The 24,904-nt window shown below is 69.6% G+C and carries 27 protein-coding genes; 15 read left to right on the top strand and 12 right to left on the bottom strand.

Annotated features, from left to right (window positions below; genetic code table 11):
* Nucleotides 1-51 precede the first annotated feature (51 nt).
* The gene (locus ACYVKX_RS04605; RefSeq protein ID WP_460829435.1) at nt 52-636 is read left to right on the top strand and encodes a DUF3043 domain-containing protein; all 585 of its coding nucleotides are present in this window, start codon (nt 52-54) and stop codon (nt 634-636) included.
* Here the strand turns inward: ACYVKX_RS04605 and ACYVKX_RS04600 are convergent.
* Nucleotides 633-1,646: an aldo/keto reductase family protein gene (locus ACYVKX_RS04600; RefSeq protein WP_460829433.1), complete on the bottom strand. Its 1,014-nt coding sequence runs from the start codon at nt 1,644-1,646 to the stop codon at nt 633-635. The genes ACYVKX_RS04605 and ACYVKX_RS04600 overlap by 4 nt on opposite strands.
* Before the next feature lie 29 nt (nt 1,647-1,675).
* Here ACYVKX_RS04600 and ACYVKX_RS04595 point away from each other — a divergent pair, with 29 nt between their 5' ends.
* From ACYVKX_RS04595 to ACYVKX_RS04580, 4 genes are read left to right on the top strand one after another with little or no spacing between them, the layout of a single operon-like run.
* Complete coding sequence (locus tag ACYVKX_RS04595; RefSeq protein WP_460829431.1) at nt 1,676-2,209, top strand: GNAT family N-acetyltransferase; 534 nt, start codon at nt 1,676-1,678, stop codon at nt 2,207-2,209.
* A 36-nt stretch (nt 2,210-2,245) separates the two neighbouring features.
* The gene (locus tag ACYVKX_RS04590; RefSeq protein ID WP_460829429.1) at nt 2,246-2,473 is read left to right on the top strand and encodes a hypothetical protein; all 228 of its coding nucleotides are present in this window, start codon (nt 2,246-2,248) and stop codon (nt 2,471-2,473) included.
* Between the two features lie 10 nt (nt 2,474-2,483).
* On the top strand, nt 2,484-3,173 hold the full coding sequence (locus ACYVKX_RS04585) for an AzlC family ABC transporter permease (RefSeq protein WP_460829428.1): 690 nt from the start codon (nt 2,484-2,486) through the stop codon (nt 3,171-3,173).
* Nucleotides 3,170-3,490: an AzlD domain-containing protein gene (locus tag ACYVKX_RS04580; RefSeq protein ID WP_460829427.1), complete on the top strand. Its 321-nt coding sequence runs from the start codon at nt 3,170-3,172 to the stop codon at nt 3,488-3,490. The genes ACYVKX_RS04585 and ACYVKX_RS04580 overlap by 4 nt, the downstream gene beginning before the upstream one ends.
* Here ACYVKX_RS04580 and ACYVKX_RS04575 read toward each other — a convergent pair.
* Nucleotides 3,480-5,438: a PTS mannitol transporter subunit IICBA gene (locus tag ACYVKX_RS04575; protein WP_460829426.1), complete on the bottom strand. Its 1,959-nt coding sequence runs from the start codon at nt 5,436-5,438 to the stop codon at nt 3,480-3,482. The two genes, ACYVKX_RS04580 and ACYVKX_RS04575, sit on opposite strands and share 11 nt — an antisense overlap.
* 217 nt (nt 5,439-5,655) lie before the next feature.
* Here ACYVKX_RS04575 and ACYVKX_RS04570 point away from each other — a divergent pair, with 217 nt between their 5' ends.
* Nucleotides 5,656-6,714, top strand: a complete 1,059-nt coding sequence (locus ACYVKX_RS04570; protein ID WP_460829425.1) for a zinc-dependent dehydrogenase — start codon at nt 5,656-5,658, stop codon at nt 6,712-6,714.
* A gap of 81 nt (nt 6,715-6,795) precedes the next feature.
* Here ACYVKX_RS04570 and dapB read toward each other — a convergent pair whose 3' ends face one another.
* Nucleotides 6,796-7,539: a 4-hydroxy-tetrahydrodipicolinate reductase gene (dapB, locus tag ACYVKX_RS04565; RefSeq protein ID WP_460829457.1), complete on the bottom strand. Its 744-nt coding sequence runs from the start codon at nt 7,537-7,539 to the stop codon at nt 6,796-6,798.
* A gap of 53 nt (nt 7,540-7,592) precedes the next feature.
* Here dapB and ACYVKX_RS04560 point away from each other — a divergent pair, with 53 nt between their 5' ends.
* The 4 genes from ACYVKX_RS04560 (at nt 7,593) to ACYVKX_RS04545 (ending at nt 9,644) form a co-directional block, all read left to right on the top strand.
* Nucleotides 7,593-8,108, top strand: coding sequence for a class I SAM-dependent methyltransferase (locus ACYVKX_RS04560; RefSeq protein ID WP_460829424.1), 516 nt, complete (start codon nt 7,593-7,595; stop codon nt 8,106-8,108).
* Between the two features lie 56 nt (nt 8,109-8,164).
* The gene (locus tag ACYVKX_RS04555; protein WP_460829422.1) at nt 8,165-8,764 is read left to right on the top strand and encodes a transposase; all 600 of its coding nucleotides are present in this window, start codon (nt 8,165-8,167) and stop codon (nt 8,762-8,764) included.
* On the top strand, nt 8,761-9,315 hold the full coding sequence (locus tag ACYVKX_RS04550; protein WP_460829421.1) for a hypothetical protein: 555 nt from the start codon (nt 8,761-8,763) through the stop codon (nt 9,313-9,315). Before ACYVKX_RS04555 ends, ACYVKX_RS04550 begins: the two co-directional genes overlap by 4 nt.
* 170 nt (nt 9,316-9,485) lie before the next feature.
* On the top strand, nt 9,486-9,644 hold the full coding sequence (locus ACYVKX_RS04545) for a hypothetical protein (protein WP_460829420.1): 159 nt from the start codon (nt 9,486-9,488) through the stop codon (nt 9,642-9,644).
* A 26-nt stretch (nt 9,645-9,670) separates the two neighbouring features.
* On the opposite strand, the gene ACYVKX_RS04540 is transcribed toward ACYVKX_RS04545, so the two are convergent.
* The 5 genes from ACYVKX_RS04540 to ACYVKX_RS04520 are packed head-to-tail and all read right to left on the bottom strand — an operon-like array spanning nt 9,671 to nt 13,915.
* The gene (locus tag ACYVKX_RS04540; protein ID WP_460829455.1) at nt 9,671-10,819 is read right to left on the bottom strand and encodes a CaiB/BaiF CoA transferase family protein; all 1,149 of its coding nucleotides are present in this window, start codon (nt 10,817-10,819) and stop codon (nt 9,671-9,673) included.
* 28 nt (nt 10,820-10,847) lie between these two features.
* A complete protein-coding gene (locus ACYVKX_RS04535) occupies nt 10,848-11,228 on the bottom strand; it encodes a putative quinol monooxygenase (RefSeq protein ID WP_460829419.1) in 381 nt (126 codons plus the stop codon).
* 60 nt (nt 11,229-11,288) lie between these two features.
* The gene (locus ACYVKX_RS04530; RefSeq protein ID WP_460829418.1) at nt 11,289-12,164 is read right to left on the bottom strand and encodes a dioxygenase family protein; all 876 of its coding nucleotides are present in this window, start codon (nt 12,162-12,164) and stop codon (nt 11,289-11,291) included.
* Between the two features lie 21 nt (nt 12,165-12,185).
* Nucleotides 12,186-13,250, bottom strand: coding sequence for a maleylacetate reductase (locus ACYVKX_RS04525; RefSeq protein ID WP_460829417.1), 1,065 nt, complete (start codon nt 13,248-13,250; stop codon nt 12,186-12,188).
* Nucleotides 13,247-13,915, bottom strand: coding sequence for a nuclear transport factor 2 family protein (locus ACYVKX_RS04520; protein WP_460829416.1), 669 nt, complete (start codon nt 13,913-13,915; stop codon nt 13,247-13,249). Before ACYVKX_RS04520 ends, ACYVKX_RS04525 begins: the two co-directional genes overlap by 4 nt.
* A gap of 172 nt (nt 13,916-14,087) precedes the next feature.
* On the opposite strand from ACYVKX_RS04520, the gene ACYVKX_RS04515 reads away from it, so the two are divergent.
* The 3 genes from ACYVKX_RS04515 (at nt 14,088) to ACYVKX_RS04505 (ending at nt 17,562) form a co-directional block, all read left to right on the top strand.
* Nucleotides 14,088-14,825: an IclR family transcriptional regulator gene (locus tag ACYVKX_RS04515; RefSeq protein ID WP_460829415.1), complete on the top strand. Its 738-nt coding sequence runs from the start codon at nt 14,088-14,090 to the stop codon at nt 14,823-14,825.
* A gap of 101 nt (nt 14,826-14,926) precedes the next feature.
* Complete coding sequence (locus ACYVKX_RS04510) at nt 14,927-16,039, top strand: NAD(P)-dependent alcohol dehydrogenase (protein ID WP_460829414.1); 1,113 nt, start codon at nt 14,927-14,929, stop codon at nt 16,037-16,039.
* Nucleotides 16,040-16,068: 29 nt separating this feature from the next.
* On the top strand, nt 16,069-17,562 hold the full coding sequence (locus ACYVKX_RS04505) for an aldehyde dehydrogenase family protein (protein ID WP_460829412.1): 1,494 nt from the start codon (nt 16,069-16,071) through the stop codon (nt 17,560-17,562).
* Nucleotides 17,563-17,577: 15 nt separating this feature from the next.
* Here ACYVKX_RS04505 and ACYVKX_RS04500 read toward each other — a convergent pair whose 3' ends face one another.
* From ACYVKX_RS04500 to ACYVKX_RS04485, 4 genes are all read right to left on the bottom strand, one after another.
* Complete coding sequence (locus tag ACYVKX_RS04500) at nt 17,578-18,348, bottom strand: SDR family NAD(P)-dependent oxidoreductase (protein ID WP_460829411.1); 771 nt, start codon at nt 18,346-18,348, stop codon at nt 17,578-17,580.
* On the bottom strand, nt 18,345-19,427 hold the full coding sequence (locus ACYVKX_RS04495; protein WP_460829409.1) for an ABC transporter permease: 1,083 nt from the start codon (nt 19,425-19,427) through the stop codon (nt 18,345-18,347). The genes ACYVKX_RS04500 and ACYVKX_RS04495 overlap by 4 nt, the downstream gene beginning before the upstream one ends.
* Nucleotides 19,424-20,869 (bottom strand): sugar ABC transporter ATP-binding protein, encoded by a 1,446-nt coding sequence (locus ACYVKX_RS04490; RefSeq protein ID WP_460829408.1) that lies wholly within the window; start codon nt 20,867-20,869, stop codon nt 19,424-19,426. Before ACYVKX_RS04490 ends, ACYVKX_RS04495 begins: the two co-directional genes overlap by 4 nt.
* 90 nt (nt 20,870-20,959) lie before the next feature.
* Entirely contained in the window at nt 20,960-22,402 is a 1,443-nt protein-coding gene (locus ACYVKX_RS04485) for a substrate-binding domain-containing protein (RefSeq protein WP_460829406.1), read from the bottom strand.
* Between the two features lie 77 nt (nt 22,403-22,479).
* Here ACYVKX_RS04485 and ACYVKX_RS04480 point away from each other — a divergent pair, with 77 nt between their 5' ends.
* Nucleotides 22,480-23,400, top strand: a complete 921-nt coding sequence (locus ACYVKX_RS04480) for an SMP-30/gluconolactonase/LRE family protein (protein WP_460829405.1) — start codon at nt 22,480-22,482, stop codon at nt 23,398-23,400.
* 27 nt (nt 23,401-23,427) lie between these two features.
* Complete coding sequence (locus tag ACYVKX_RS04475) at nt 23,428-24,903, top strand: aldehyde dehydrogenase (RefSeq protein WP_460829404.1); 1,476 nt, start codon at nt 23,428-23,430, stop codon at nt 24,901-24,903.
* Nucleotide 24,904 lies beyond the last annotated feature (1 nt).

Below are 24,904 nucleotides of genomic sequence, written 5' to 3'. Positions count from 1 at the left end.
CCCACAGGTAGTCTGGAGCCGTTCCCGTCGTACGTCCGTGAGGCACCCACGTTGTTTGGTCGCAGCAAGTCCGCAGCATCCGCCCCCGAAGCGACGCCGACCAAGGCCGGCGGCAAGGGCCGGCCCACGCCGACCCGCAAGGAGGCGGAGGCCGCCGCCAAGGCCCGGGCGAGGACGCCGCGGACCCGCAAGGAGCAGGCCCGGGCGCAGCGCGCGACCCGCGCGGATTCCAGCCGCACGGTCCGGCAGGCGATGAAGGACGGCGACGAGCGCTACTACCCGGCCCGCGACCGCGGCCCGGAGCGCCGGTTCATCCGCGACTTCGTCGACTCGCGCTTCTCCCTCGTCGAGCTGGTGATCCCGCTGCTGCTGGTCACCATGGTCCTCGGCTACTCCGGCAACGACGGTCTGGCCCGGATCGGCAACACGGTCCTCATGGTGACCGTGCTGCTGGTGGTCCTGGACATGGTCCTCCTGCGCTGGCGGGTGCGCCGCGAGTACTTCCGCCGCTTCCCGGACGCCGCGGCCAAGGGCGTGACCTACTACGCCCTCACCCGGGCGCTGCAGATGAAGTTCATGCGGCTGCCCAAGCCGCAGGTCCGGATCGGCCAGCAGCTGCCGGAGGACTACCGCTAGCGGGCCGTGAGGTCCGCACGGCGGACCGACTGCGTCTTCTCGGGGTCGCGCTCGACCAACGGCCCGACCGCCTCGTCGATCGCCTTCAGCGTCGCCTCGTCCAGTCGTACGCCGGCGGCGCGGGCGTTGTCCGTGACCTGCTCGGGCCGGCTGGCGCCGACGATGGCGGCGGAGACGTTCGGGTTCTGGAGCACCCACGCGACCGCGAGCTGCGCCATGGTCAGCCCGGCCTCGGCGGCGATCGGCTGGAGCTGCTGCACCCGCTCGAGGACCTCGTCGCGCATCCAGCGGCCGATCATCGTCGCGCCGCCCTTGTCGTCGGTGGCGCGCGAGCCCTCGGGCGGCGCCTGACCGGCGACGTACTTGCCGGTGAGCACGCCCTGGGCGATCGGCGAGAACACGATCTGCCCGATGCCGAGCTCCTCGCAGGCCGGGACCACCTCGGTCTCGATGACCCGCCAGAGCAGGTTGTACTGCGGCTGGTTCGAGACCAGCGGGATCCGCAGCTCGCGGGCCAGCGCGTGCGCCGCGCGGATCTGGTGGGCGCGCCACTCCGAGACGCCGATGTAGAGCGCCTTTCCCTGGCGGACCACGTCGGCGAAGGCCTCCACGGTCTCCTCGAGCGGCGTCTCGTCGTCGTACCGGTGCGCCTGGTAGAGGTCGACGTAGTCGGTGCCGAGTCGCCTCAGCGAGCCGTCGATCGACTCCATGATGTGCTTGCGCGACAGGCCGTGGTCGTTGTGCGCGCCCGGCCCGGTCGGCCAGTAGACCTTGGTGAAGATCTCCAGGCCCTCCCGGCGCTCGCCCTCGAGCGCGCGTCCGAGGACGGACTCGGCGCGGGTGTTCGCGTAGACGTCGGCGGTGTCGAAGGTCGTGATGCCCTCCTCCAGCGCCTGCCGCACGCACGCGATGGCCGACTCCTCCTCGACCTGGGAGCCGTGCGTGAGCCAGTTGCCGTACGCGATCGCCGAGATCTTGAGGCCGCTGCTGCCGAGGTTGCGAATCTCCATGCCCGCGAGCCTACTGACAAGATGAAGTCATGAGTGACGTGTCGGTGCGCATCGCCTGGGCCGACGACGCCCGCGCCATCGCCGAGGTGCAGCTGCGCACGTGGCCGGAGACGTACGCCGGCGTCGTACCCCCCGAGGCGCTGCCGGCCGACGTCGAGGCTGCTGCCGCCGCCTGGCACGCGTCGCTCGCGAAGCCCCGCGACGCCCGCAACCGGGTGCTCGTCGCGCTCGAGCGCAACACCGTCGTCGGCTTCGCGATCACCTCCCCCGCGTCCGACCCGGACTGCGACCCGGTCGCCGACGCCGAGCTCGCCGAGCTCACCGTCGACCCCGACAGGCGCGGCCTCGGCCACGGCTCCCGGCTGCTCCAGGCGGCCGTCGACACCATGCAGGCGGACCGGTTCAGCCGGGCCGTGCTGTGGGCGATCGCCTCCGACGACGCGCTGCGCGGCTTCCTCGCGAGCGCCGGCTGGGCGCCCGACCAGGCGCACCGCGAGCTCGACCTCGACGGCACCGGGACGACCCTGGTCAAGCAGGTCCGACTGCACTGCTCCATTTCCTAGCCCCTGCCCCTTGATTTCCCGGGATCGAGGGTCAGGATGGATCTCGTGTTCGGTCCGCTGCCGAAGCTCCACCGGCTCCTCGTCATCGCCATCGCACTCGCGGTCGGGATGCTCTCCGGGATGTGGCTGGTCACCGTGACCGGCACCACCGCGGGCATCGCCGCCGGCATCGGCTGGGGACTCCTCGCCGGCCTGATGCTCGACTACGTGCTGCTGCACGACTTCCACCACCGGGCGCGGCCGGTCAGAGTACGCCGGCGCTAATCTCTCCCGGGTGACCGAGGCGCCGCTCCCCGACAGCGAGCGGCGCGCGATCGTGCGCGACAGCCTCGGTGTCGGCATCGCCACCGGGGCGTACGGCGTCAGTTTCGGCGCGGTCTCCGTGGCGGCCGGCCTGTCGGTCTGGCAGACCTGCGCCCTGTCGCTGCTGGTCTTCACCGGCGCGAGCCAGTTCGCGCTGGTCGGCGTGGTCGCGGCCGGGGGCGCTCCGCTGGCCGGGGCCGCCACGGCCCTGCTGCTCGGCACCCGCAACACCCTCTACGGCCTGCGGCTCGCGCCGCTGCTCGCCTGGCGCGGCGTACGGCGCGCGCTCGCCGCGCACGTGCTCATCGACGAGTCCACCGCGATGTCGGTGACCCGCGAGAACCGCACCGCCGCGCGCCTCGGGTTCCTCGTCACCGGCGTCTCGATCTTCGTGCTCTGGAACGCCGCCACACTGGCCGGTGCCGTCGCCGGCGACGCCCTGGGCGACCCCCGCCGCTACGGCCTGGACGCCGCCGTGGGCGCCGCGTTCCTGGCGCTGCTGTGGCCGCGGCTGCACCGCCGGAGCAATCGCCTGGTCGCCCTGGCGGCCGCCGCGGTCGCGCTCGGCGTGGTGCCGATCGTGCCCGCCGGCGTACCCGTGCTCGCTGCGGCGGGCGTCGCCCTCCTCGCCGGCGCGCTGACCAGGGAGCCGGCCCGGTGATCCCGACGATCCCGATGATGTGGACGGCGGTGCTGGTCGCCGCGGCCGGCTGCTACCTGCTCAAGCTGGGCGGGCTGTCGGTGCCGCCACGCATCCTCGAGAGACCGCTGGTCGAGCGGGTCGCCGACCTGATCCCGGTCGCGCTGCTGTCCGCACTGGTCGCGGTGCAGGTCCTCTCGCAGGGCCACTCGATCGTGCTCGACGCCCGGGCACTCGGGCTCGGCGCGGCTGTCGTGCTGCTCCTGCTGCGGGCGCCGTTCCTGGTCGTGGTGTTCGGCGCCGCGCTGGTGGCGGCAGCGGCCCGCCTCATCGGCTGACCTGGACCTCCCCGAGCACCTCGAGCACGTCGAGCGGAGAGCTCGCCTGCTCCAGCAGCCGCACCCGGTCGGGGTCGGTGAAGACCTCGGCCAGCCGCGCCATCAGCTTGAGGTGCTCGTTGCCGAGGGCGGCGACGCCGACGACGTACCTCACCTCGCGGCCGTTCCAGTCCAGGCCGTCGGGGTAGCGCGCGAACGACAGCGCCGTCCGCCGCACGTCGGCCTTGGCCTCGTTGGTGCCGTGCGGGATGGCGAGGAGGTTGCCCATCGCCGTCGACACCGACTGCTCGCGCACGTGCATCGCCTCGACGTACGCCGGGTCGACGGCTCCGGCCGCGACCAGCAGCTCGCCCGCCCTGGTGATGGCCTCGTCGCGCGACGCCGTGCCGCCGTCGAGCACGATCGACTCCGGCGCGAGCAGGCCGCCGGTGTCGCCGGCCTCCGGCTCCGCCGCGGCGGAGGGTGCCGCCCCGGCGCCGTTGCGCTCCTCGATCAGCTCGACGATGTCGTCGTAGCGCGGGCTGCCCATGAAGTTCTCGACCGAGACGTGCACCGCGGAGGGCGTCTTCGAGCGCGCCCGCTCGGTGAGGTCCTGGTGGGTGACCACCAGGTCGAACTCGTCGCGCAGGTTGGAGATCGCCTTGTTCACGACCGTGACGTCGGGGTAGCCGGCGCCGTGGACCTTCTTGTGCAGCACCGAGGCGCCCATCGCCGAGGAGCCCATGCCCGCGTCGCAGGCGAAGACGATCGAGCGGATCGGGCCACCCTGCCCGGCCGCGCCGGAGACCAGCGAGGAGGCCACGGACCTCTTGCCCTTCATCTCCTCCATCGCGCCGGTCGCGGCGGCCAGGTCACCGCCGTCGTCCGACCTGTCCATCTTGAGCAGGAGAGAGCCGACCAGGAAGGACACGAGGGCCGCGCCGAAGACGCCGAGCGTGACGCCGACGAAGTCGCCGCCGGGGGTCTGCGCGTAGACCGCGAAGATCGAGCCCGGGGCCGCCGGCGCGCGCAGGCCGATGTCGGTGAGCGTGAAGAGGAAGACGCCGGTCATGCCGCCCGCGATCGCGGCGAGGATCATCTTCGGCTTCATCAGCACGTACGGGAAGTAGACCTCGTGGATGCCGCCGAGGAACTGGATCACGGCGGCACCCGGGGCCGATGCCTTGGCGATGCCGCGGCCGAAGACCGTGTAGGCCATCAGGATGCCGAGGCCCGGACCGGGGTTCGCCTCGAGCAGAAACAGCACAGACTTGCCGTTCTCGGTCGCCTGCTGGATGCCGAGCGGCGTGAGTACGCCGTGGTTGATCGCGTTGTTGAGGAAGAGCACCTTCGCCGGCTCGATGAACAACGACGTCAGCGGCAGCAGGTCGTGGTCGACGAGGAAGTTGACGGCGTCACCGAGCCACGCGATCACCTGCCGCAGCACAGGAGCGAGCAGGAACATGCCGGCGATGGCGGAGATGCCCGCCCAGATGCCTGCGGAGAAGTTGTTGACCAGCATCTCGAAGCCGGGCTTGATCTTGTGCGCCCACAGGCCGTCGAGGTACTTCATGACGAGCGCGGTGAAGGGGCCCATGATCATGGCGCCGAGGAACATCGGCGAGCCGGCGTCCTCGCCGATGAAGATCGGGTCGCTGGTCGCCATGATCACGCCCATGACCGACATCGCCCCGACCACGCCCCCGCGAGTGTCGTAGACGAGCCGGCCGCCGGTGTAGGCGATGAGGATCGGCAGCAGGTAGTTGATGGTCGGGCCGACCATCGTGGCGATCTTCTCGTTGGGGACCCAGCCGTCCGGGATGAAGAAGGCCGTGATCAGGCCCCACGCGATGATCGCGGCGATGTTCGGCATGATCATGTTGGACAGGAACGTCCCGACTCGCTGGACGTGGACCCGCATGCTCGTCCGCTGCGGAGCGGAGGACTCGGGGGCTGACATGGTGGTCATGGCACCTTCTCTCGACCGGATCGTCAGGTGGCGGATGGCGGTCATCTGGCCATCACCTGGCGGTCACGAAGATCTTTGATTGTGTTTATATGCCGCTCGATTCGTGGACGTCAAGGGTCTAAACCAACATGAACGGGAAGATCGCCACACGAATGCGGTACGCTCGCGGCGTACGTCGACCCAGTCGACTCCGCCAGCCCCCCAGAGAGAGGACAGCATGAAGGCGTTGCGCTTCTACGCCCCCGAGGACGTCCGCCTCGAGGACGTCCCCGAGCCCGTGTGCGGCCCGGACGAGATCAAGCTGCGGGTGCGCAACTGCTCCACCTGCGGCACGGACGTGAAGATCCTCCACAACGGCCACCAGAACCTGACCCCGCCGCGCACCATCGGCCACGAGATCGCCGGCGAGGTGGTCGAGGTCGGGGCCGAGGTGAACGCGACGTACGGCAGCGACTGGCAGGTCGGCGACCGCGCGCAGGTCATCGCCGCCGTCCCGTGCGGCGAGTGCCACGAGTGCCGCAAGGGCTGGATGGCGGTCTGCCAGAACCAGACCTCGGTCGGCTACCAGTACGACGGCGGCTTCGCCGAGTTCATGATCGTGCCGCGCCAGGTGCTCAAGGTCGACGGGCTCAACCGGATCCCCGACAACGTGGGGTACGACGAGGCGTCGGCCGCCGAGCCGTTCGCCTGTGCCATCAACGCCCAGGAGCTGCTCGGCATCGAGCCGGGTGACACCGTGGTCGTCTTCGGCGCCGGCCCCATCGGCTGCATGCACATCCGGATCGCCCGCGGCGTGCACGACTGCGGCCCGGTGTACCTCGTCGACGTGAACGCCGACCGGCTGAGGATGTCCGCCGACGCCGTCGGGCCCGAGGAGACCATCAACGCCGCCGAGGTCGACGTGGTCCAGCGGGTGATGGAGCTGACCGGGGGACGCGGCGCGGACGTCGTCATCACCGCGACCGCGGCGAACGTGACCCAGGAGCAGGCGATCGCGATGGCCGCCCGCAACGGGCGGATCTCGTTCTTCGGCGGCCTGCCGAAGACCGACCCCACGATCACCTGCGACTCCAACGTCGTGCACTACCGCCAGCTGCACATCCACGGCGCCAACGGCTCCGCGCCCGAGCACAACAAGCGCGCGCTGGAGTACATCTCCACCGGGCAGGTGCCGGTCAAGGACCTGATCACCGAGCACATCCCGCTCGAGCGGGTGCTCGACGCGTTCTCGATCGTGAGGAACGGCGAGGCCATCAAGGTCACCGTCGAGCCGTAAGGCTCGTTGGTCGAGCAGCAAGCACCAGCGAGCGTCGTCGAGACCCCCGAAGTGGCGCCAGCGGCACCGGCGATGCGGATATCAGCCCAGGTCGAGGAGGTGCTCCAGCCCGACGGTGAGGCCGGGGCGGTCGGCGATGGCGCGCAGGCCGGTGAGCACGCCCGGGGTGAACGACGCGCGGTCCATCGAGTCGTGCCGGATCGTGAGCGTCTCCCCCACGCCGCCGAGGATGACCTCCTGGTGGGCGACCAGGCCGCGGATGCGCAGCCCGTGCACGCGGATGCCGTCGACGTCGGCGCCGCGGGCACCGTCGAGGCCGGTCGACGTCGCGTCCGGCACCGGCCCGAGGCCGGCCGCGCGTCGGGCGGCGGCGATGAGCTCCGCCGTACGACGGGCGGTGCCGGAGGGTGCGTCGGCCTTGGTCGGGTGGTGCAGCTCGACGACCTCGACGGACTCGTAGTAGGGCGCGGCGACGGCGGCGAACCGCATCATCAGGATCGCGCCGATGGAGAAGTTGGGAGCGATGAGGACGCCGGTGCCGGACGCGCTCTCCAGCCAGCCGCGCAGGGTGGCGAGGCGCGACTCGTCGAAGCCCGTCGTACCGACGACGGCGTGGATGCCGTGGTCGATGCAGAACTCCAGGTTGTCCATGACCACGTCGGGATGGGTGAAGTCGACGACCGCCTGGGCTCCGGCGGCCACCAGCGCGGCGATGTCGTCGTCGGCGTCGACCTCGGCGACGAGCTCCATGTCGTCGGCGGCCGCGACCGCGCGGCACACCTCGGACCCGACCTTGCCCCGTGCGCCGAGGACGCCCACTCGCAACTGACTCACGGTGGCCAACCTATCCGGCACGCTCCATCTGGCACGCTAGGGCCATGGCGCTGCAGACCATCCCGCCGCGGATCCGGTGGGCGGTGGACGTGATGGACGTCCAGCCGAACGACCACGTGCTCGAGATCGGCTGTGGCCCCGGCGCCGGCGCGGAGCTGATCTGCGGGCGGCTCGAGACCGGCAAGCTGTTCGCCATCGACCGCTCCGAGTCCGGCGTCGACCGGACCAAGCGCCGCTGCGCCCGGTTCCTCGAGTCCGGCCGGCTGACCGTGCGCCAGATCGACCTGGCCACGCTGCGGGTGCCGGTGAAGCGGCTGAACAAGGTGTTCGCGTTCAACGTGAACCTGTTCTGGGTGCGCGCGTGCCGCGACGAGGTCGCGCTGCTGCACGAGCGGGTGGTGCCGGGCGGCGCGATCTACCTCTTCTACGAGGCCACCCGCCCCGAACTGGTGCCGAACATGGTGAAGAAGGCCTCGGCCGTGCTCGCCGACGGCGGCTTCCGGGTGTCGGTCGTGGACCAGAAGGCCCCGCCGGTGGTCGGCATCATCGGCCGTCGCTGAAGATGATTCCCTGAAGTAACCTTGCATTAGGTTATTCCCTGAACTAGCCTCTCGTCATGGCCGTGCTCGTGCTCACCGTGGACCAGCGCGGCAGCCGCACGTCCTCGGACCGGGTGCCCGCCGTGTCGTCCCTGCTGTCGTCCGTGCCGACGCTGCGGCCGTTCGAGCAGACCGTGGGCGACGAGATCCAGGGGGTGCTCGACGACCCCGCCGCGCTGCCGTCCGCGGTCGAGCTGCTGCTGCGCGAGGACGCCTGGCATGTCGGCATCGGCGTGGGTGACGTCGAGTCGCCGCTGCCCGCCTCCGCACGCTCGGGCCGAGGGCCTGCCTACCTGGCCGCGCGCGAGGCGGTGACCGCCGCGAAGAGCTCCCCCTGGCACCTCCGCGTGGTCGGCGACTCCCCCTGGGCGCGCCGGCTCGAGACGACGCTCTGGCTCTGGGCGGCGGTCCTCGCCCGCCGTACCTCTCGGGGCTGGGAGGTCGCCGACCTGGCCGCCGAAGGGCGGTCGTACGACGAGGTCGCCCGTCGCCTGGGCATCTCCCCCTCCGCCGTCAGCCAGCGCGCCGCGGCCGCCGGGATCGTCGAGTCCCGCCGCGCCCGCGAGCTCGTCACCGACCTCACCGCCTGCCTGCTCGGGAAGGAACCGTCATCATGAGCCCGTCCGACCGCACCCTCCTCGCCATGGCCCTGATGGCGCTCGGTGTCCTCGCGGCCGGCGTGGCCTGGTCCTCGCCGCTGGCCCGCCGGATCTGGGCGCCCGCCTCCCTCGCCCTCCTCCTCGCCGCCGGTGCGGTCGCCGCCACGGTCGGCCCGGAGGTCGCCACCGGCGACGGGCAGCAGATCCTCACCGTCGCCCTCGGCGGCCTGCTCGCCGTCGCCGGCGGCGGACCGGTCACCTCACTCGTCTTCGACCTGGTCGACCGCCGCGAGCCGCCGGCCGAGTCCCTCGAGCAGGCCGGCCACGTCCTCCGCGGCGGCACCTGGATCGGCGCCCTCGAGCGCCTCGCCGCCTTCGCCACGCTGGTCGCCGGCTGGCCCGGCGGCCTCATCGTCGTCCTCGCCCTCAAGGGCCTCGGCCGCTACCCCGAGCTCCGCGCCGCCGAGGACGGCGTCCGCACCGGCGCCGCCGAGCGCTTCATCATCGGCACGTTCGCTTCCGTCTTGTGGGCGTGCGGCGCCGCGGGGCTGGTCGTCCTGCTCCGATAACCCGATGCACGGCCCGGGTCATCCGAGCGGCTGCCCCTGACGATCTGCCCCTGACGATCTGCGCTGGACGGCGGTCGGAGCGCGGCAGGCACCTGTCGTAGCAGCGCAATTGCGCCGAGGTGACAGCAGTGCCGGGGCAACCACTGCCACAACAGCGCAATTGCGCCGACATGCGCGCGCAACGCAACACCCTCCTCCGCGCCCGCGACACCTACGACTACACCTACACCGACTGGATCTACGGACCCACTGCACTGACCCCCGACCAGGAGCCACCGATGTACCCGATCGTCCCCCTCTCCTCCGTGACGGTCACCGCCAGTCGATGACCAGGCACCTCCTCACGCTCCGACGCTCAGCCGGATGCGAACTCCGCACGGATGCGCTCGGTGTGCGCCCCGAGCGCGGGAACGTCACCCATCACCGGCTCGATGCCGGCGAGGTCGGCCGGAGGAAGAAGTGCGCGAACGGGCCCACCCGGGGTATCGACGTACCTCCATCGGTCGCGGGCTCGGAGCTGCTCGTGATCGGCGAGTTCACGAGGCGTCCGGAGAACTGCGTTGGCGATCCCTGCAGCATCGAGCGAGACTCGAACCTCATGCGCGGGCAGTGCACAGATCCGAGAGGCGATCATGCTCGCCAGCACCTCCAAGTGCTCTACCCGATCAGGGTTGGTGGCGAAGCGGGGATCGGCGGCCAGGTCGTCATCGCACAGCACCTGCCGGCACAACCGGTACCACTCAGGATCGCTCTGGACGGCGAGGAAGATCGTCGACCCGTCGGCGAGGCCGAACGGTCCGTAAGGCGCGATGGTCGCGTGGTGCAGGCCGGTCCGCCGGAGTTCCCCGGTCCCGAGCCCGGAGTGATAAAGAGGCTGGGTCATCCACTCCCCCATGGCCTCGAGCATCGACACCTGAACATCCGAGCCCGGTCCGCCCAAGGCCCGCCGCAGCAGCGCGGTCAGGATGCCGGAGTACGCGTACATCCCCGTGGCGATGTCGGCCACCGAGATCCCCACCTTGGCCATCCCCGCCTCGCTCCCTGTCGATGCGACGAGGCCGGTCTCGCACTGAATCAGCAAGTCGTAGGCCTTGCGTCCGGAGTACGAGCCTCCGGAGCCATACCCCGTGATCGAGCACGTCACCACTCGCTCATTGAGCCGGCGCAGGGCGCTGGCGCCCAGCCCGAGGCGATCTGCCGCGCCCGGGGCGAGGTTCTGCGCGACGACGTCGGCTCGTCGCACCATCGACTCGAACAGTCGCAGGTCCGCGGGAACCTTGAGATCGAGCTCGACGGACTCCTTGCCGCGATTCAGCCAGACGAAGTAGCTCGACTGACCCTGGATCGTCCGATCGTAGGATCGGGCGAAGTCGCCGACCTCCGGTCGCTCGATCTTGATCACCCGGGCACCGAGGTCAGCCAACTGGCGGGTCGCAAAAGGTAGCGCGACCGCGTGCTCGATGCTCACCACGGTCACCCCATCCAGGACGGGCCGCCCCGTCATGCTCGACTCTCCGCTGTACGCGCACCCGTCAGCCGCGGTCCTCCCGGTAGGGCAGGTCCAGCCACGCTGTGACGATCTTGGGCGCCGCATGGAACGGGTCGGTCGCCGCAATGTACGCGGCGAACCACGGCTGCAACGTCTCCTGGACCTCGAACTCCTCCAGGCTGCTCCAGCGCTCGAACATCAAGAAGACCCTCGGATCGGCCGCCGACTGGTTCGCATAGATGAAGTGGCAGGCCGGCTGGCGCGCCGCTATGCGGGTGTTCGCGACCAGTGCCGTCTTGAAGGCGTCGATGTGCTCCATCTTCACCGTTATCTGCGATGTGAAGGTGAAGGGTTGCGTCGGGTCGAGCTCCAGCGCCTTCAGGGCGGCCAGCCGGTCCGCCCTTCCTTCGGTCGGATCCACCATGCGATCGTCTCCTTCCACTGAAGCTCCTGCCTAGGCCTACACCACCACGGATTCCCGTCCTCACCGTTCGGTCCCACCGCCCGATGGCGCGAGCACGATGTCGAACCGAGCCGAGTACCAGACCTCGTCGAGCTCGTGTCCGCCCGGCCCCGCGCCAGGAGGGTGCTCGATGAACTCGACCAATAGCGTCTCCTTCACACCGAAGACGGCATCGGAGTCGAGGTGCTCGCTCGCCGATACGAACACGTGCGTGATCAACGTGCGATAGCCGGCCGCGCTCACGAGGAAGTGGATATGAGCCGGACGCATCGGCGATCGTCCCGCGGCGGAGAGCAGGCGGCCGACCGGTCCGTCGTCCGGGATGGGGTACGCCGCCGGAAGGACCGCCCACACGTCGTACCGCCCTAGTGCGTCGGTGAAGAGGTGGCCGCGACCCCGCAGAGTCGAACCGTCGTACTGGACGTCGTAGAAGCCGTCGTCGTCGGCCTCCCAGATCTCGACCCGTGCGCCCGGCACAGGCTGCCCCGCCAGGTCGACGACCCGACCGGTGACGTGACACCTCGGACCGCCGACGCCGACCGCGATGTTGCCGCCCTGGGCGATCTCCGGACTTCCCTGGACGAAGAATGGACCGAAGACAGTCGACTCGGTCGCGCCCGCCGGAGCCGGCGCGTTGACGCCGACGACCTGCATGGATAGGCCGAGGACGTCGGAGAGAAGGATGAACTCCTGGCGGGTTCCAGAGCAGATCTGCCCGGTGTCGGTGAGGAACCCGATCGCCGACGCCCACTCCTGCTCGGTGAGCCGGACGTCGCGGACGAATGCATGAAGGTGCCGGACGACGCTCTGCATCAGTTCCCGGAAGCGTGGGTCGGCCGCGCCGTCGAAGCTCGCCACCACCCGATCCACCAGCTCCCGCTCGCGCCCGCTCTGCAACTGCGCCTCATCCGATCGCACTCATCCCACCGATCCCGTCATTGCACCGGCCAGGATCGCGCGGAGGTCCTTCTCGTCCACCGGGCGCGGGTTGGCGATCGGCAAGAGCGCTGCCGTGGCTTCCACGGCGCGTTCCAGATCATGGGAGCCGAGTCCCAGCTCACTGAGCGACGTCGGCATCGATGCCCGGTCCCGGACGGTCAAGAGCCCCGCGATCGGGTCGACGACACCGAGAGCGGAGCCCAGCGGTGCCATCACGTCCGGGAGGGCAGGAGCATTGAAGGCGAGCACGTGCGGCAGCACCACGGCGTGAGTCTCCGCGTGCGGCAGTCCGAACGTGCCACCGAGCGCGTGGCAGATCTTGTGATGGAGGCCCGACCCGGCCACCGCGAACGACGCACCGGCCAGGAAGCAGCCGTAGAGCAGCCGGTCGGGGGCATCGGAGCGGCCCTCGTCCAACGCCCGCAGGCCCTCGCCGAGGACGCGAGCGCCCTCGAGGGCCAGGAGTGCGACCACGGGATTGGTCCCCGGTGCCCAGAGCGACTCGACGCTGTGGGCCAGCGCGTTCAGCGCCGACGCGACCGCGAGGGTCCCGGGAAGCCCCTGGACGAGCTCGGGGTCGTACACGACCACCCGCGGCCGCACGTGATCTGCGTGTCCGGTGACCTTCTGCCCCTCCGAGGTGATCCCCCACACGGGCGTCATCTCGGAGCCGGCGTACGTCGTCGGCACGGCGACGATCGGCAATCCCTCGGTCAGCGCGACCGCCTTCGCGGTCCCCGTCGCCGAGCCGCCTCCGACGCTCAGCAGCGAGTCGGCGCGACAGTGCACCGCCCGCTCGCGGGCGGCCCTGGCCACACGCTCGGGGACGTGGGGCTCAACCTCGGTGAAGACGTCGACCACACGCTCCGACGACGGACCGGTCAGGCGCGCGGCGAGCTCGGCGTGACGCTGTCCAGCGACGATCAGGACCCGCGCAGCGTCGAGGATCGCCAGCTCGGCTACGACATGCTCCGTAGCGTCGCCACGCCCGAAGCGCACCCGGCTCGGCGGCAAGTCGCAGGCGAAGGCTCGCACCGGGCTCATCGCGGCGAGCCCGGAGCCACTGAGCCCGCGAGCCAGGCCGAGCCTTCGGCGTACAGACCCTCGACGGCAGCACCGGTCAGGCCGGGAAGGCCTTGCTTCACGGTGAATCCCGCCTCCTGCTGAAGATAGGCCAGGTGCCGGTAGCCCTCGGGGAACGCGGCAAGCCTCTCCTCGTCCAGCTCGACCGTGCTGGCCGGATCGACGGCGTCCATCCTGTCCTTCTCGTAGATCGGCTGACGCCGGACCAGCAGCCACCGATCGCCCTCGCGCGCGAAGAAGTCGTAGAAGCGTCCGGTGCAGACGACATCGACCTGGACGCCGTGGACACTGGCACGCTGGCTGATGGTCATCTTGGTCTGGGCGATACCCCGAGTGCCGCTGACGTCGACGGCCGTGCCGCCCAGGAAGTGCAGGATCCGGACGCCGTCCTCGAAACCGCGGCGGCTGACCCGGATGAAGTCCGTGGCACTGCCCTGGAACCAGGTGGCCGTCATATGACCGTCCGCCCGCCACAGCGTGGTGAACCGGGCCCAGTCCCCCGCGTCGCGCCAGACCGCCCAGTTCTCCACCGCCTGCCGGATCGCCCGTACGGCGTCCTGCTCACGCGCAGCTGGCGGCCGGGCTGACTCGAGGATGAGGTCAGATGCTTCGTCACTGGTGGTCATCGTCGTCTTCCGCGCCGCGACAGCAGCACCCGTGCGGATGCCGGCGCCGGTCTGTCCGGCGTACCGGCACGCTAGAAAGCGCATCCGGGGATCTCCAAGACTCCGCTGCCGTTCAGTGGCAGTCGCTATGGTTCGGCTCTCACCCGCAGAAGGGACGGCCGTGGCTGGAAATGTGAGTACCCCTGGCGCTTCGGTTGCCAGCAGGATCTTCGCGGTCCTGGACTGCTTCAACCTGTCCCACACGGAGCTGAGCCTCACGCAGATCTCCGACCGCTCGGAGCTGCCCCTGAGCACTACCCGACGGTTGATCACGGAGCTCGTTGACTGGGGTGCGTTGGAACGGCTCGTCGACAACCGGTACCGGATCGGGCTACGGCTGTGGCAGATCGGCGTGCTGGCGCCACAGCAGCGGGGTCTCCGCGAGGCGGCCGCCCCGCTCCTGCACGACCTCCGCACCGCGACCGGCGAGACCGCGCAGCTCGTGGTCCTCGATGGACGTGAGGCACTCTGTGTCGACAAGGCGTCGGCCGCTACGGCGGTCACGAACCTCACGCAGGTGGGCGGACGGTTGCCCCTCCATGCCACTGCGGTTGGGAAGTGCCTCCTCGCCCACTCCCCGCGCCAGCTCGTCGTCGAGCTCGTCGACGCTGGCCTCCAACGTCGGACCGGCTTCACGATCACCCAGCCGGGACGTCTGATCAACGAGCTCCGCGAGGTACGCCGGACCGGTATCGCGCTCTCGCAGGAGGAGATGAGTATCGGCGCGGTATCGGTGGCCGCCCCGATCCTGGCTCCGGGCGGAGTGCTCCGCGGCGCCATCGGGATCGTTGCCCACTCGACGAGCCGGATCGACCATCTCGGCCCGGCTGTGCGCACTGCGGCGCTGACGATCTCCCGGCAGATCCAGTAGCGATCACCCTGCCACTGAGTAGTTCGCAAACGTTGTCGGACGGAATCGCGCCCGCATAGGGTCGCGCTGCTCCGTGCCTAGACCAAGGAGGACACCGGACAGTGCAGGTCACCGCCGCCGTCGTGCGCACCCGAGGCGGGCCCTTCGTTCCCGAGATCATCGATCTCGCCGCTCCCCGGCCCGACGAGGTGCTCGTGCGGATAGTTGCCTGCGGTGTGTGCGCCACCGACCTCCACATCCGGGGCCAGGAGTACCCCGTCCCGCTCCCGGTGGTCGCCGGCCACGAGGGAGCTGGCGTCGTGGAAGAGGTGGGGGCCGCGGTCGATGACCTGGCGGTGGGCGACCAGGTCCTGCTCTCCTACCCGTTCTGCGGCGCCTGTCCCTCGTGCCGGGCCGGGAACCGGCCCTACTGCCGCGACGGGTTCGCACTGTCGTTCGGCGGATCGCGGCTCGACGGGACGAATGCGCTGCGCTTTCGCGGCGAAGCGACGACACCGGTCCTCCATGGCCACATCTTCCAGCAGTCGTCGTTCGCCACCCACGCCGTCGCTCCGGCGCGGAGTGCCGTTCGGGTCGCGCCGACCGCCGACCTCACGACCCTGGCCCCCCTGGGTTGCGGCGTGCAGACCGGCGCCGGAACCGTGCTCAACGCGCTCCGGGTACGACCCGGTTCCAGCGTCGGGGTGCTCGGCGTCGGCAGCGTCGGGCTGTCTGCCGTCATGGCCGCGGTCGTCGCCGGTGCCGAAAGCATCGTCGCCGTGGACCGCCGTCCCCCGCGACTCGACATCGCCCGGCAACTGGGAGCGACCGACGTCGTCGATTCGACGAGCGGAGAACTCGTCGACCAGCTCAAGACGCTCGCCGACGGCGGCCTCGACTACATCGTCGACACCACCGCGCAGCCCGACGTCCTCTCCGACGCGCTGCAGGCGACAGCCATGACCGGAACCGTCGCACTCGTCGGCGGCGCACCGACCGGGACGAGAGTCAGCCTGGACATGAACACCCTCCTCAACGGCCGCACCGTTCGAGGAGTCATCCAGGGCGACAGCAATCCTCGCGAGTTCTTGCCGCGCCTCATCGATCTGCACGAGACGGGCTGCCTCCCCCTCGAGCGCCTGATCACCCACTACGAGTTTTCCGACATCGAGCAGGCGGTCCGCGACATGGCGGACGGGGCAGCCATCAAACCTGTCCTGCTCATGCAGGGCTGACCACTCACCACCAGGACGGAGCACGACCCATGACCACCATCTCTCCCGGGCTCAGCGTGAGCGACGAGGCTCGAAGCGCGGTCGCCCTGAATCTGGTCGACGGCGAGTGGATCGACACCGGCGATCATCGCCCGTGCGTGGATCCCGCGACCGGCCGGATCATCGGGTCGTACGCGTGGGCTGACCGTGCACTCACAGAGCGGGCGATCTCAGCGGCGCGACGCGCCTTCGCAGAGACCTCGTGGCGCGAGGACCGGCGACTACGACACCGCGTGCTCAGCTCGATGGCAGACCTCGTCGAGGCTCATCGGGACGAGCTGATCGAGCTCCTGGCCCTCAACAACGGCAAGATTCTCCCCGAGGCCACCTTCGAGATCGGCATGGTCGCGCCCAAGCTGCGGTGGTGGGCCGCGATGGCGCTCACCGAGCATGGCCGGGCGGCCGATATGGGGAGCGGTCGCACCTCTCTGGTGCTGCGGGAGCCCGTGGGTGTCGCCGGAGTCATCGTGCCGTTCAACTCGCCCCTCATCCTCGCGGTCCGCTCGCTCGGGCCGGCACTCGCCGCGGGCACGACGGCGGTCGTCAAGCTCCCCGAGGAGACCGCTCTCGTGAACTCGCTGTTCATGAGGATCCTCAGCCGGGCCGACGGCCTGCCGGCCGGCGTTCTCAACGCCGTGAACGCCGGTGCCGACAGTGGCGCGACGATCGTGGAGTCGCCGCACGTCCCGGTGATCAGCTTCACCGGATCAACCGACACCGGCCGCCGAATCGCTGAGGCGGGCGCACGCCACCTGAAGCGATGCAGCCTCGAACTCGGCGGCAAGAGCCCCATGATCGTCTTCGAGACCGCAGACCTGGCGGCAGCCGCGCCCGTCCTCACCAAGGCGGTCACTGTCTTCGCCGGCCAGTTCTGCATGGCCGGGTCGCGTCTGCTCGTGCACTGTTCGCGTGCAGAGGAACTGCGTCAGCTCCTGGTCGCCAGCTTCCGTGCCGTCCGGGTCGGGCCGGCGAACGACGCCATGAGTGACATGGGTCCGCTGATCGACCGGGACAGCGTCGAGCGAGTCGATCGCGTGGTCGAGCAGGCGATCGCCGACGGGGCGGTTGTCCTCGTGCGCGGAGGACGGCCGGAGGGCCCGGAGCTCGGCGATGGTGCCTTCTACCGACCGGTGCTGCTCGAGGTCGCCGACCAGTCGGCCTCGATCCTCCAGCGGGAGACCTTCGGACCCGTGCTGACACTGCAGACCTTCGGCACCGAGGACGAGGCGATCGACCTTGCGAACGACTCCGACTACGGACTGGCTGCCAGCATCTGGACAGGAGACGTGGACCAGCCCCTCCGGGTCGCCCGGCGGCTCGAGGCGGGGACGGTCTGGGTCAACGACTGGGCGGTCGTCCACGACGAGTTCGAGGAGGGCGGCTACAAGCAGAGCGGGCTGGGACGGCTCAACGGACTCGCCGCTCTCGAGGACTTCATCGAGTACAAGCACATCGCGATCAGTGAACGTCGCGGCGTTCACTGATCGCGATCGGGGTGTTCAGGCGCTGACGCCGCCGTCGACCACGACCGTGCTCCCGGTGACGAACGATGCGTCGGGTCCCGCCAGGAAGGCGACCGCGCCAGCGACCTCCTCCGGCCGGCCGTAGCGGCCGAGCGCGATGTACGGCGTCAGCAGCGCCGCGTGCTCTCCGTCGGCCGGGTTCATGTCGGTTGCCGTCGGGCCAGGTAGGACGGCGTTGACCGTGATGCCGCGCGGCCCGAGATCGCGAGCCCACCCCCGAGAGTGACCCACGACGGCGGCCTTGGTGCCGCAGTAGTCAGAGAGCCCCGGGATCGGCACCCGGATCGCGCCGTTCGACGCAATGGAGATGATCCGACCTCCGTCAGGGACGAGCGGGAGAGCCGCCCTGACGGTGGCCACGACACCGAGGAGGTTCACCGCGACCTGCCGTTCGAAGGCGGCCTCGTCGCGGTACGGGTCGTCGATCACGCCGTTGACGGCTATGCCCGCGTTGACCACCAGGATGTCGACACGCCCCTCGGCGGCGGCGACGTCGACGATCATCGATGTCACCGATGCCGGGCTCCCCTGGTCGCAGACGATTGCCCGCGCTCGTCTGCCGGCGGCGGCGATCGACGCAGTCACGCCAGCCGCCGCTTCGTGGTCGACCTCGCCGCCGGGGTGGGTGAAGACCAGGTCGGCGCCCTCCGACAACAGCCGCCGGACGATCGCCGCCCCGATACCCCGGGATCCTCCTGTCACGACCGCGACCTTGCCGGCCAGCTGTCCGGCGCCGGGGGTCGTCACGCCGCCTGCTCGGCGCGCTCGTTCTCGACGGTCAGAGAGCGGAGCTGCGCATCGCGGAGTCGCGCGGTGCGGGCCCGGATTGCCCAGGTCGAGGTCGCTACGGCGACGATCAAGGCGATGCCGGGCACCACCGACTCGATCCACACGGGGACGCCGACCTGCTGCAGACCAGAGACCGTGAAGGCGAGCAGGAACACGCCGATGAGCGTCCCGAGGACGTTGAACTGCCCGGGACGGATGGTCGTCGAGCCGAGGAAGGCGCCGGCGAAGGCCGGGAGCAGCAGAGTGGATCCGGTCGTCGTGCTCGCCGCTCCGAGGTTCGCCCCGTAGAGAGCGCCACCGACCCCGACGATGAGACCCGCGCCCGCGAAGACCGCGACGATCGTCAGATCGACACGGATCCCGCTGAGTCGAGCAGCCTCGCGGTTGGCTCCGATCGCGTCCATCTCGCGCCCCACGGGAAGGAGTTGGAGGACGACGATGAGCACCGCGGCCGTGATCAGTGCGACGACCGTGGGGACCGGGAGACCGGCGATCTCGGTGCGCCCGATGTTGGTCAGGGAGTCCGGTGCTCCACGGAGCTCCTGGAGGTCGGTGTAGAGCTGCGCGAACCCGAGCAACGCGGTCGCGGCTCCCAGGGTCGCGACGAACGACATGACCTTGAGCTTGGTCACGATCAGACCGTTGACGAGCCCAATGCCCGTCGAGATCAGTATTGGAAGCACGAGGCTGGCCCACGTCGGCAGGCCCTGGAGAACGGCGAATCCGACGCAGAACACGCTGGCGAACCCGGCGTTCGCGCCAACGGATAGGTCGAACTCGTCGACGCAGAGCGGGAGCATCACACCGAACGCCACCATCAAGATGATCGCCTGCTGGCTGAGCGTCCCGCGAAAGTTGTCCCAGGAGAAGAAGCTCTCGGGGATCCACAACGAGAACAGGACGACCACGGCCACCAGCAGGATGAGCAGACCGTAGCGTCCACCGATCTCCAGGGCGCGGGCGCCCGCTCCACCCGTCTCGGCAGCAGGCCGTCTGGATCGGCCGGCCGCGCCCCGGGCGTACTGGTCGAGACTCATCCGAGCTCCTCTCCATAGGCCAGTGCCACGAGTTCGCGCGCGTCGCACTCGGCCGATTCGACATGCTTGATGATCCGACCGTGCCGCATCACGTAGACACGGTCGGCGACGTCGGCGATCTCGCCGAAGTCTGAGCTGACCAGGAGCACGGCCAGTCCGTGCTCCTCGCTGTACTCCCGCAGGAGGGCGTGGATGTCGGCCTTTGCCGCGAGATCCACGCCCGCCGTGGGTTCGTTGAGGATCAGCAGCTTCGGCTGCACGTTCCACCACTTCGCGATGACAGCCTTCTGCTGATTGCCACCGCTGAACGTGCTCATGGGACGCTCGGGCTCAACCGGCACGGCGAGGAAGCGCCGCATCAGGTCGCGCGCACGAAGCCGCTCCCACCGGATCCGGATCGGCGTCCAACGCCTTCCCTCCGGCTTCATGAACAGGTTCTCCCGCACGCTGAGGTTGGCTGCGATCCCCTCACGGCGGCGGTCCAGCGGTACGCTCGCGATGCCGGCCCGGATCGCACTTGCCGGGGAGTCGATCGTCACCGCTGTACCGTCGACGGCGATGGCGCCGGACGTCGCGGGTTCGATGCCGAACAGCGCCCGCGCAACCGTACGAGTGCCCGCATCGGCCAGGCCGCAGAGCGCGACTATCTCCCCCTCCCCCACCTCGAAGTCGACCGGCTCGGTCGAAGCGGCCCGCAGGCCCGTCACTTCGAGCACGGGACGACGCTCGGTCCGCGCCGTCGATCGGACCGAGGTCGTGGGCTCGTGCCCGCTGATGATCCGGACCAGCTCGTTCGAGGTCAGCCCAGCGACCGGACGCGCGGCCACTGTCTCGCCGTCGCGCAGAACGGTGACCTCGTCACAGGTCTCGAGTACGTCGTTCGCCCGGTGGGTGATGAGTAGACACGCGACGCTTTCGCTGCGCAGTCGCGTGAGGATGCGCATCACGCCCCGGACCTGGTCCGCATCGAGGTAGGCCGTCGGCTCGTCGAGCACGATCAGCTCGACGCCGCTGTGGAGCGCACGAGCGATGGCGACAGCGGTCTGGTCGGCCAGCGTCAGCTCGCCAACGAGCGATCGTGGACTGATCTTCATCTCCAGCCGGGCCAGAGTCTCCGCCGCTCGGTGCTCCGTCTGGCTGTCGGAGATCAATCCGAAGCGCCGCTCGAACTGGTTTCCCAACGCCATGTTGCTTGCCACGGACATGGTCGGGAAGAGCCCGAGGTCCTGGTGGATGAATGCCCGGGGCCGGCTCGCCCCACCATGGGGATCCTCGCCGAGCACGTGCACGCTTCCGCCATCGGCACGTTCGACACCGGCGAGGATGCGCACCAGCGTCGACTTGCCGGCGCCGTTCTCCCCGAGCAGGCCGTGGATGGTTCCCGGCTCCACGCGCAGTCGAGCGTCGACCAACGCGACTGTCGGCCCGTAGATCTTGCTCACGCCGGTCGCCTCGATGGCGGGGATGGGGCACGCTCGGGTCCGAGCCGAGACACCAGACCCGAGCGTGTCACCAGTGGTTGTCACCACCCGTCAGTCCTCGGCCTCGATCGCCGCGCGCAGGTTGACTCCCCACGCCTCCTCGTACGGCGCAAGGTAGTCGAACTTGGACAGCGCCCACCGGTCGATCGGCCCGAAGTTGCCATCGAGGTTCGAGTCCGGGATCGTTCCGGCGTCGAAGTAGAACGCCGCCGGACCGGTCTCCTCAGCGGGAAGGGGATCCTCGCCGTCGAGGATGCGGAGCAGCTGGTCCATCGCCTGGAGTACCGACATCGGTTCGACGATTCCCGTGGCCCCGTAGAGATCGCCGCTGTTGATCAGCGCCGCGGCGGACGCGGGACAACCGGTCGCCTGCACGTCGACGTCGCCCAGTTGCCGTGCGGCCTCGACGGCCGCGGAGACCGGGACGCAGGCGGCAGGAAGCGCAAGGTAGTCCAGGTCGGGGTTCGACCGGATCAGCGAGGTCGTCATGCTCGCCATCGCCACGGGCGTGTACAGCTGGTCGGTGGCATCGAAGCTGTCGACGGTACAGTCCGCACAGTTCTCCTTCATGTACTGCATGCCGACGTCGGTCTCGATCTCCTTGAAGAGCGGTGCCGCGACCCACATCACATTCGCGTCGCCACCGGACTGCACGATCAACTGCGCCGCGAAGAGCGCTTGCGACAGGTTCGTCGACTGCGAGACCCACGCCGCGAACTCACCTGGTGTGTTGTTCGGCGTACCGACCGAGTAGACGACCGGGATGCCACGATCCTTCGCCTCGGCCAACTGTGGGCCGATGCTGGCCGGAAGCACCGACACGTCGTAGATCGCATCGGGATTCCACTTGAGTGCTTCGTTCATGACTCGCTGGTCTTCGGCAGGGGTGAAGTTGCCGGCCGCGCTCTTGACCTCGAAGCCCAACGCCTCGAACCACGTGGTCGCGAGGTTCACCTGGTGCACGATAGCGGGCACCGTCGAACTTCCGGAGGCAATGAAGATCTTCTTGCCCTCGGCCGCGCCACTCCACGGGTAGACGTTGAAGTCGTCCTTCGAGATGGCTCGCAGGTCCGAGGGCGCCACCGGTCCCTCAGCAGGGCCGACGACCAACTCTTCGTTGGCCCGCTTCAACACGGCCGTTGCGGCGACGACGTCGGGATTGTCCGAGTTCACCGGCGCCTCGGCCTTCTCCTTCCCGGCCGGTGTCGAGCAGGCAGCCACGACGGCAAGACAGCTGACAGCCGCGACGGCTGCCCCGAGACGGGCCAACGACGATCGTCCGGCGGTGGCTCGTGACATGGCGTATCTCCTTCTGGATGGGTCACACGGAGGGCGCTGGCTGCGAGAGCAGCGGCCTCGGGACCTGGGATGTGCGAGCATTGTTTCCGTCGTGATCGTCATCACGTCAACGCGGATCTGCCACTCAGTGACCGTCGATTTCGCGTCCGCATCGACCAGCGGCGCAGCACCATACCCACCACTGAGCGGCAGCAATTTGTGGCCTCGAAGCGGCCTCTCGATGCTTCACTGGCCCGGTCCAGGGCCGCGCGCACAAACGACGAGGAGGCACGGTGACTCACCTGGAGCTGGTGGCCGAGGGATTGGAGTTTCCCGAAGGGCCGGTCGTCCTGGCGGACGGCGCGGTGGTGGTCGTGGAGGTCGCGGCGGGCAGGTTGACCCGCGTCGCGCAGGACGGGAGTAGATCCGTCCTAGCGGCTACCGGCGGTGGCCCCAACGGCGCCGCCGCCCTGTCCGACGGACGCCTGGTCGTCTGCAACAACGGCGGCCTGTCCTGGTCCAAGCACGAGGGGATCCTCGCCCCCGGACGGCAACCGGTGGACTACTCGGGCGGTCGGATCGAGATGGTCTCTCCTGATGGCACGGTCGAGACGCTCTACTCGGCCTGCAACGACCACCCGCTTCGAGGACCCAACGATCTCGTCCTCGACGGGCACGGTGGCATCTGGTTCACCGATCTCGGGAAGGAACGAGCGCGAGATGCCGACCTGGGTGGCGTCTACTACGCGCGGACCGGAGGCGACGGGATCCGCGAGGTCCTCCACCCGATGCTCCAGCCGAACGGCATCGCCCTCTCGCCCAGCGGCGATCGGCTGTACGTCGCCGAGACCACACCCGGCCGTATCTGGTGGTGGCCGGTGCTGGCCCCCGGCATCATCGACACCGCCGGCCCCGGCCCGGCTGGCGGACGACTGCTGCACGGCTTTGGCGGCTTCCAACTGCCCGACTCGATGGCCGTGGACTCGGCGGGCAATGTCTGCGTCGGCACGCTCATCACGGGAGCAGTCAGCGTCATCGCGCCGGATGGCGAGCTCCTGGACCAGATCACGATGCCGGAGTTCGACCCGCTGGTCACCAACATCTGCTTCGGCGGTGCCGACCTGTGCACCGCCTACATCACGGCCTCTGGGACCGGCCGGCTCTACCGCATGAGATGGCCTCGGCCCGGCGCCGCCCTCGCGCACCAGCGATGACCCCACGAATCTGAGAACGGAGCGTCCGTGTCCACCCTCCCGACATACGACCTGTGGGTCGACGGCGCCAGCGCCGCACCCGCTACGAGTCGTTACTTCACGACCGAGGACCCCTTCACACTGCAACCCTGGGCCGTGGTCGCCGATGGCGGCCAGGCCGACGTCGAGGCTGCGGTACGAAGTGCGCATCGGATGCTCCGCGGAGAGTGGGGTTCGTTGTCGGGCGCGGCGCGAGCGGCCCTGATGCGCCGGCTGGCCGAGCTCGTCGCCCGAGATGCGACTGAGCTGGCCCTCACCGAGACTCGCGACAACGGCAAGCTTCTGCGGGAGATGACCGGTCAGATCGCCTACCTGCCGCAGTGGTTTCACTACTTCGCGGGACTGGCCGACAAGGTGGAAGGACGCTACATCCCCACTGACAAGCCGAACTTCTTCGCGTACACCCGCCCCGAGCCGGTCGGCGTGATCGCCGCGATCATCCCATGGAACTCACCGTTGCTCCTGCTGACCTGGAAGCTGGCACCGGCTCTCGCGGCGGGGTGCGCGATGGTCGTCAAGCCGAGCGAGCACGCTCCGGTCTCGGCACTCCATCTCGCTCGCCTTGTCACCGAGGCCGGCTTCCCGCCGGGCGTGCTCAGCGTGGTGACCGGGGACGGGCCGGATGTGGGCCGCTACCTGTCCGCACATCCGCTCGTCGACAAGATCGCCTTCACCGGTGCCACGTCCACGGGAACCGCAGTCGCCCACGCCGCGGCCGACAACATCACCCGACTCACGCTCGAGCTCGGCGGCAAGTCCGCCCAAGTGGTCTTCGCCGACGCTGACGTGGAGGCAGCAGCGAACGGCGTGATCTCCGGCATCTTCGCTGCGGGGGGCCAGACGTGCATGGCAGGTTCCCGGCTTCTGGTCGAGCGATCCATCCACGACGACATCGTCGAGCTGATCGCCGCACGGGCCGGGACGATCGTGCTCGGCGACCCGACCGACCCACGGACCGAGATGGGACCGCTCGCGAACGCCGCGCAGTTCACCAAGACCATCGGCTTCATCGACCGAGCTCGTGCCGATGGCTGCCACGTTGTCGCCGGTGGGGGTATCGATCCGGAGTGGGGCGGCTACTTCGTGCGCCCGACCATCCTCACGGGTGTGACACCAGGGCTCGAGATCGCCTGCGAGGAGGTGTTCGGCCCCGTGCTCGCCGTCCTTCCGTTCGACTCCGAGGATGAAGCCGTCGAGCTCGCCAACGACTCCCGCTACGGCCTGGCTGGTTCTGTGTGGACCACCGACATCCGCCGGGCACACCGCGTCGCGCATCGGCTCCGGGCCGGGACGGTGTGGCTCAATGCCTACCGAAGCGTCGGCCCGGACGTGCCGTTCGGTGGGCTCGGCCGTAGCGGTCTTGGACGTGAGAACGGACAAGAGGCTGTCCGCGAGTACACCGAGACCAAGACCATCTGGGTCGAGACGAGCGGTGCGACCCGCGACCCGTTCATCCTCGGCTGAG

The sequence above is a fragment of the Nocardioides hungaricus genome (assembly GCF_054782915.1).
Note: the sequence above shows the minus strand (reverse complement) of the source record. Positions and strands in the feature narration are given on the sequence as shown.

Coding starts and splice junctions, on each gene's coding strand:
- ACYVKX_RS04590 (WP_460829429.1), top strand. CDS start 2,246: ATGGATCTCGTGTTCGGTCCGCTGCCGAAGCTCCACCGGCTCCTCGTC.
- ACYVKX_RS04535 (WP_460829419.1), bottom strand. CDS start 11,228: ATGGTGGATCCGACCGAAGGAAGGGCGGACCGGCTGGCCGCCCTGAAG.
- ACYVKX_RS04495 (WP_460829409.1), bottom strand. CDS start 19,427: ATGAGTCTCGACCAGTACGCCCGGGGCGCGGCCGGCCGATCCAGACGG.
- ACYVKX_RS04525 (WP_460829417.1), bottom strand. CDS start 13,250: ATGAGCCCGGTGCGAGCCTTCGCCTGCGACTTGCCGCCGAGCCGGGTG.
- ACYVKX_RS04575 (WP_460829426.1), bottom strand. CDS start 5,438: ATGACCACCATGTCAGCCCCCGAGTCCTCCGCTCCGCAGCGGACGAGC.
- ACYVKX_RS04570 (WP_460829425.1), top strand. CDS start 5,656: ATGAAGGCGTTGCGCTTCTACGCCCCCGAGGACGTCCGCCTCGAGGAC.
- ACYVKX_RS04600 (WP_460829433.1), bottom strand. CDS start 1,646: ATGGAGATTCGCAACCTCGGCAGCAGCGGCCTCAAGATCTCGGCGATC.
- ACYVKX_RS04505 (WP_460829412.1), top strand. CDS start 16,069: ATGACCACCATCTCTCCCGGGCTCAGCGTGAGCGACGAGGCTCGAAGC.
- ACYVKX_RS04540 (WP_460829455.1), bottom strand. CDS start 10,819: ATGACGGGGCGGCCCGTCCTGGATGGGGTGACCGTGGTGAGCATCGAG.
- ACYVKX_RS04560 (WP_460829424.1), top strand. CDS start 7,593: ATGGCGCTGCAGACCATCCCGCCGCGGATCCGGTGGGCGGTGGACGTG.
- ACYVKX_RS04555 (WP_460829422.1), top strand. CDS start 8,165: ATGGCCGTGCTCGTGCTCACCGTGGACCAGCGCGGCAGCCGCACGTCC.
- ACYVKX_RS04550 (WP_460829421.1), top strand. CDS start 8,761: ATGAGCCCGTCCGACCGCACCCTCCTCGCCATGGCCCTGATGGCGCTC.
- ACYVKX_RS04520 (WP_460829416.1), bottom strand. CDS start 13,915: ATGACCACCAGTGACGAAGCATCTGACCTCATCCTCGAGTCAGCCCGG.
- ACYVKX_RS04595 (WP_460829431.1), top strand. CDS start 1,676: ATGAGTGACGTGTCGGTGCGCATCGCCTGGGCCGACGACGCCCGCGCC.
- ACYVKX_RS04545 (WP_460829420.1), top strand. CDS start 9,486: ATGCGCGCGCAACGCAACACCCTCCTCCGCGCCCGCGACACCTACGAC.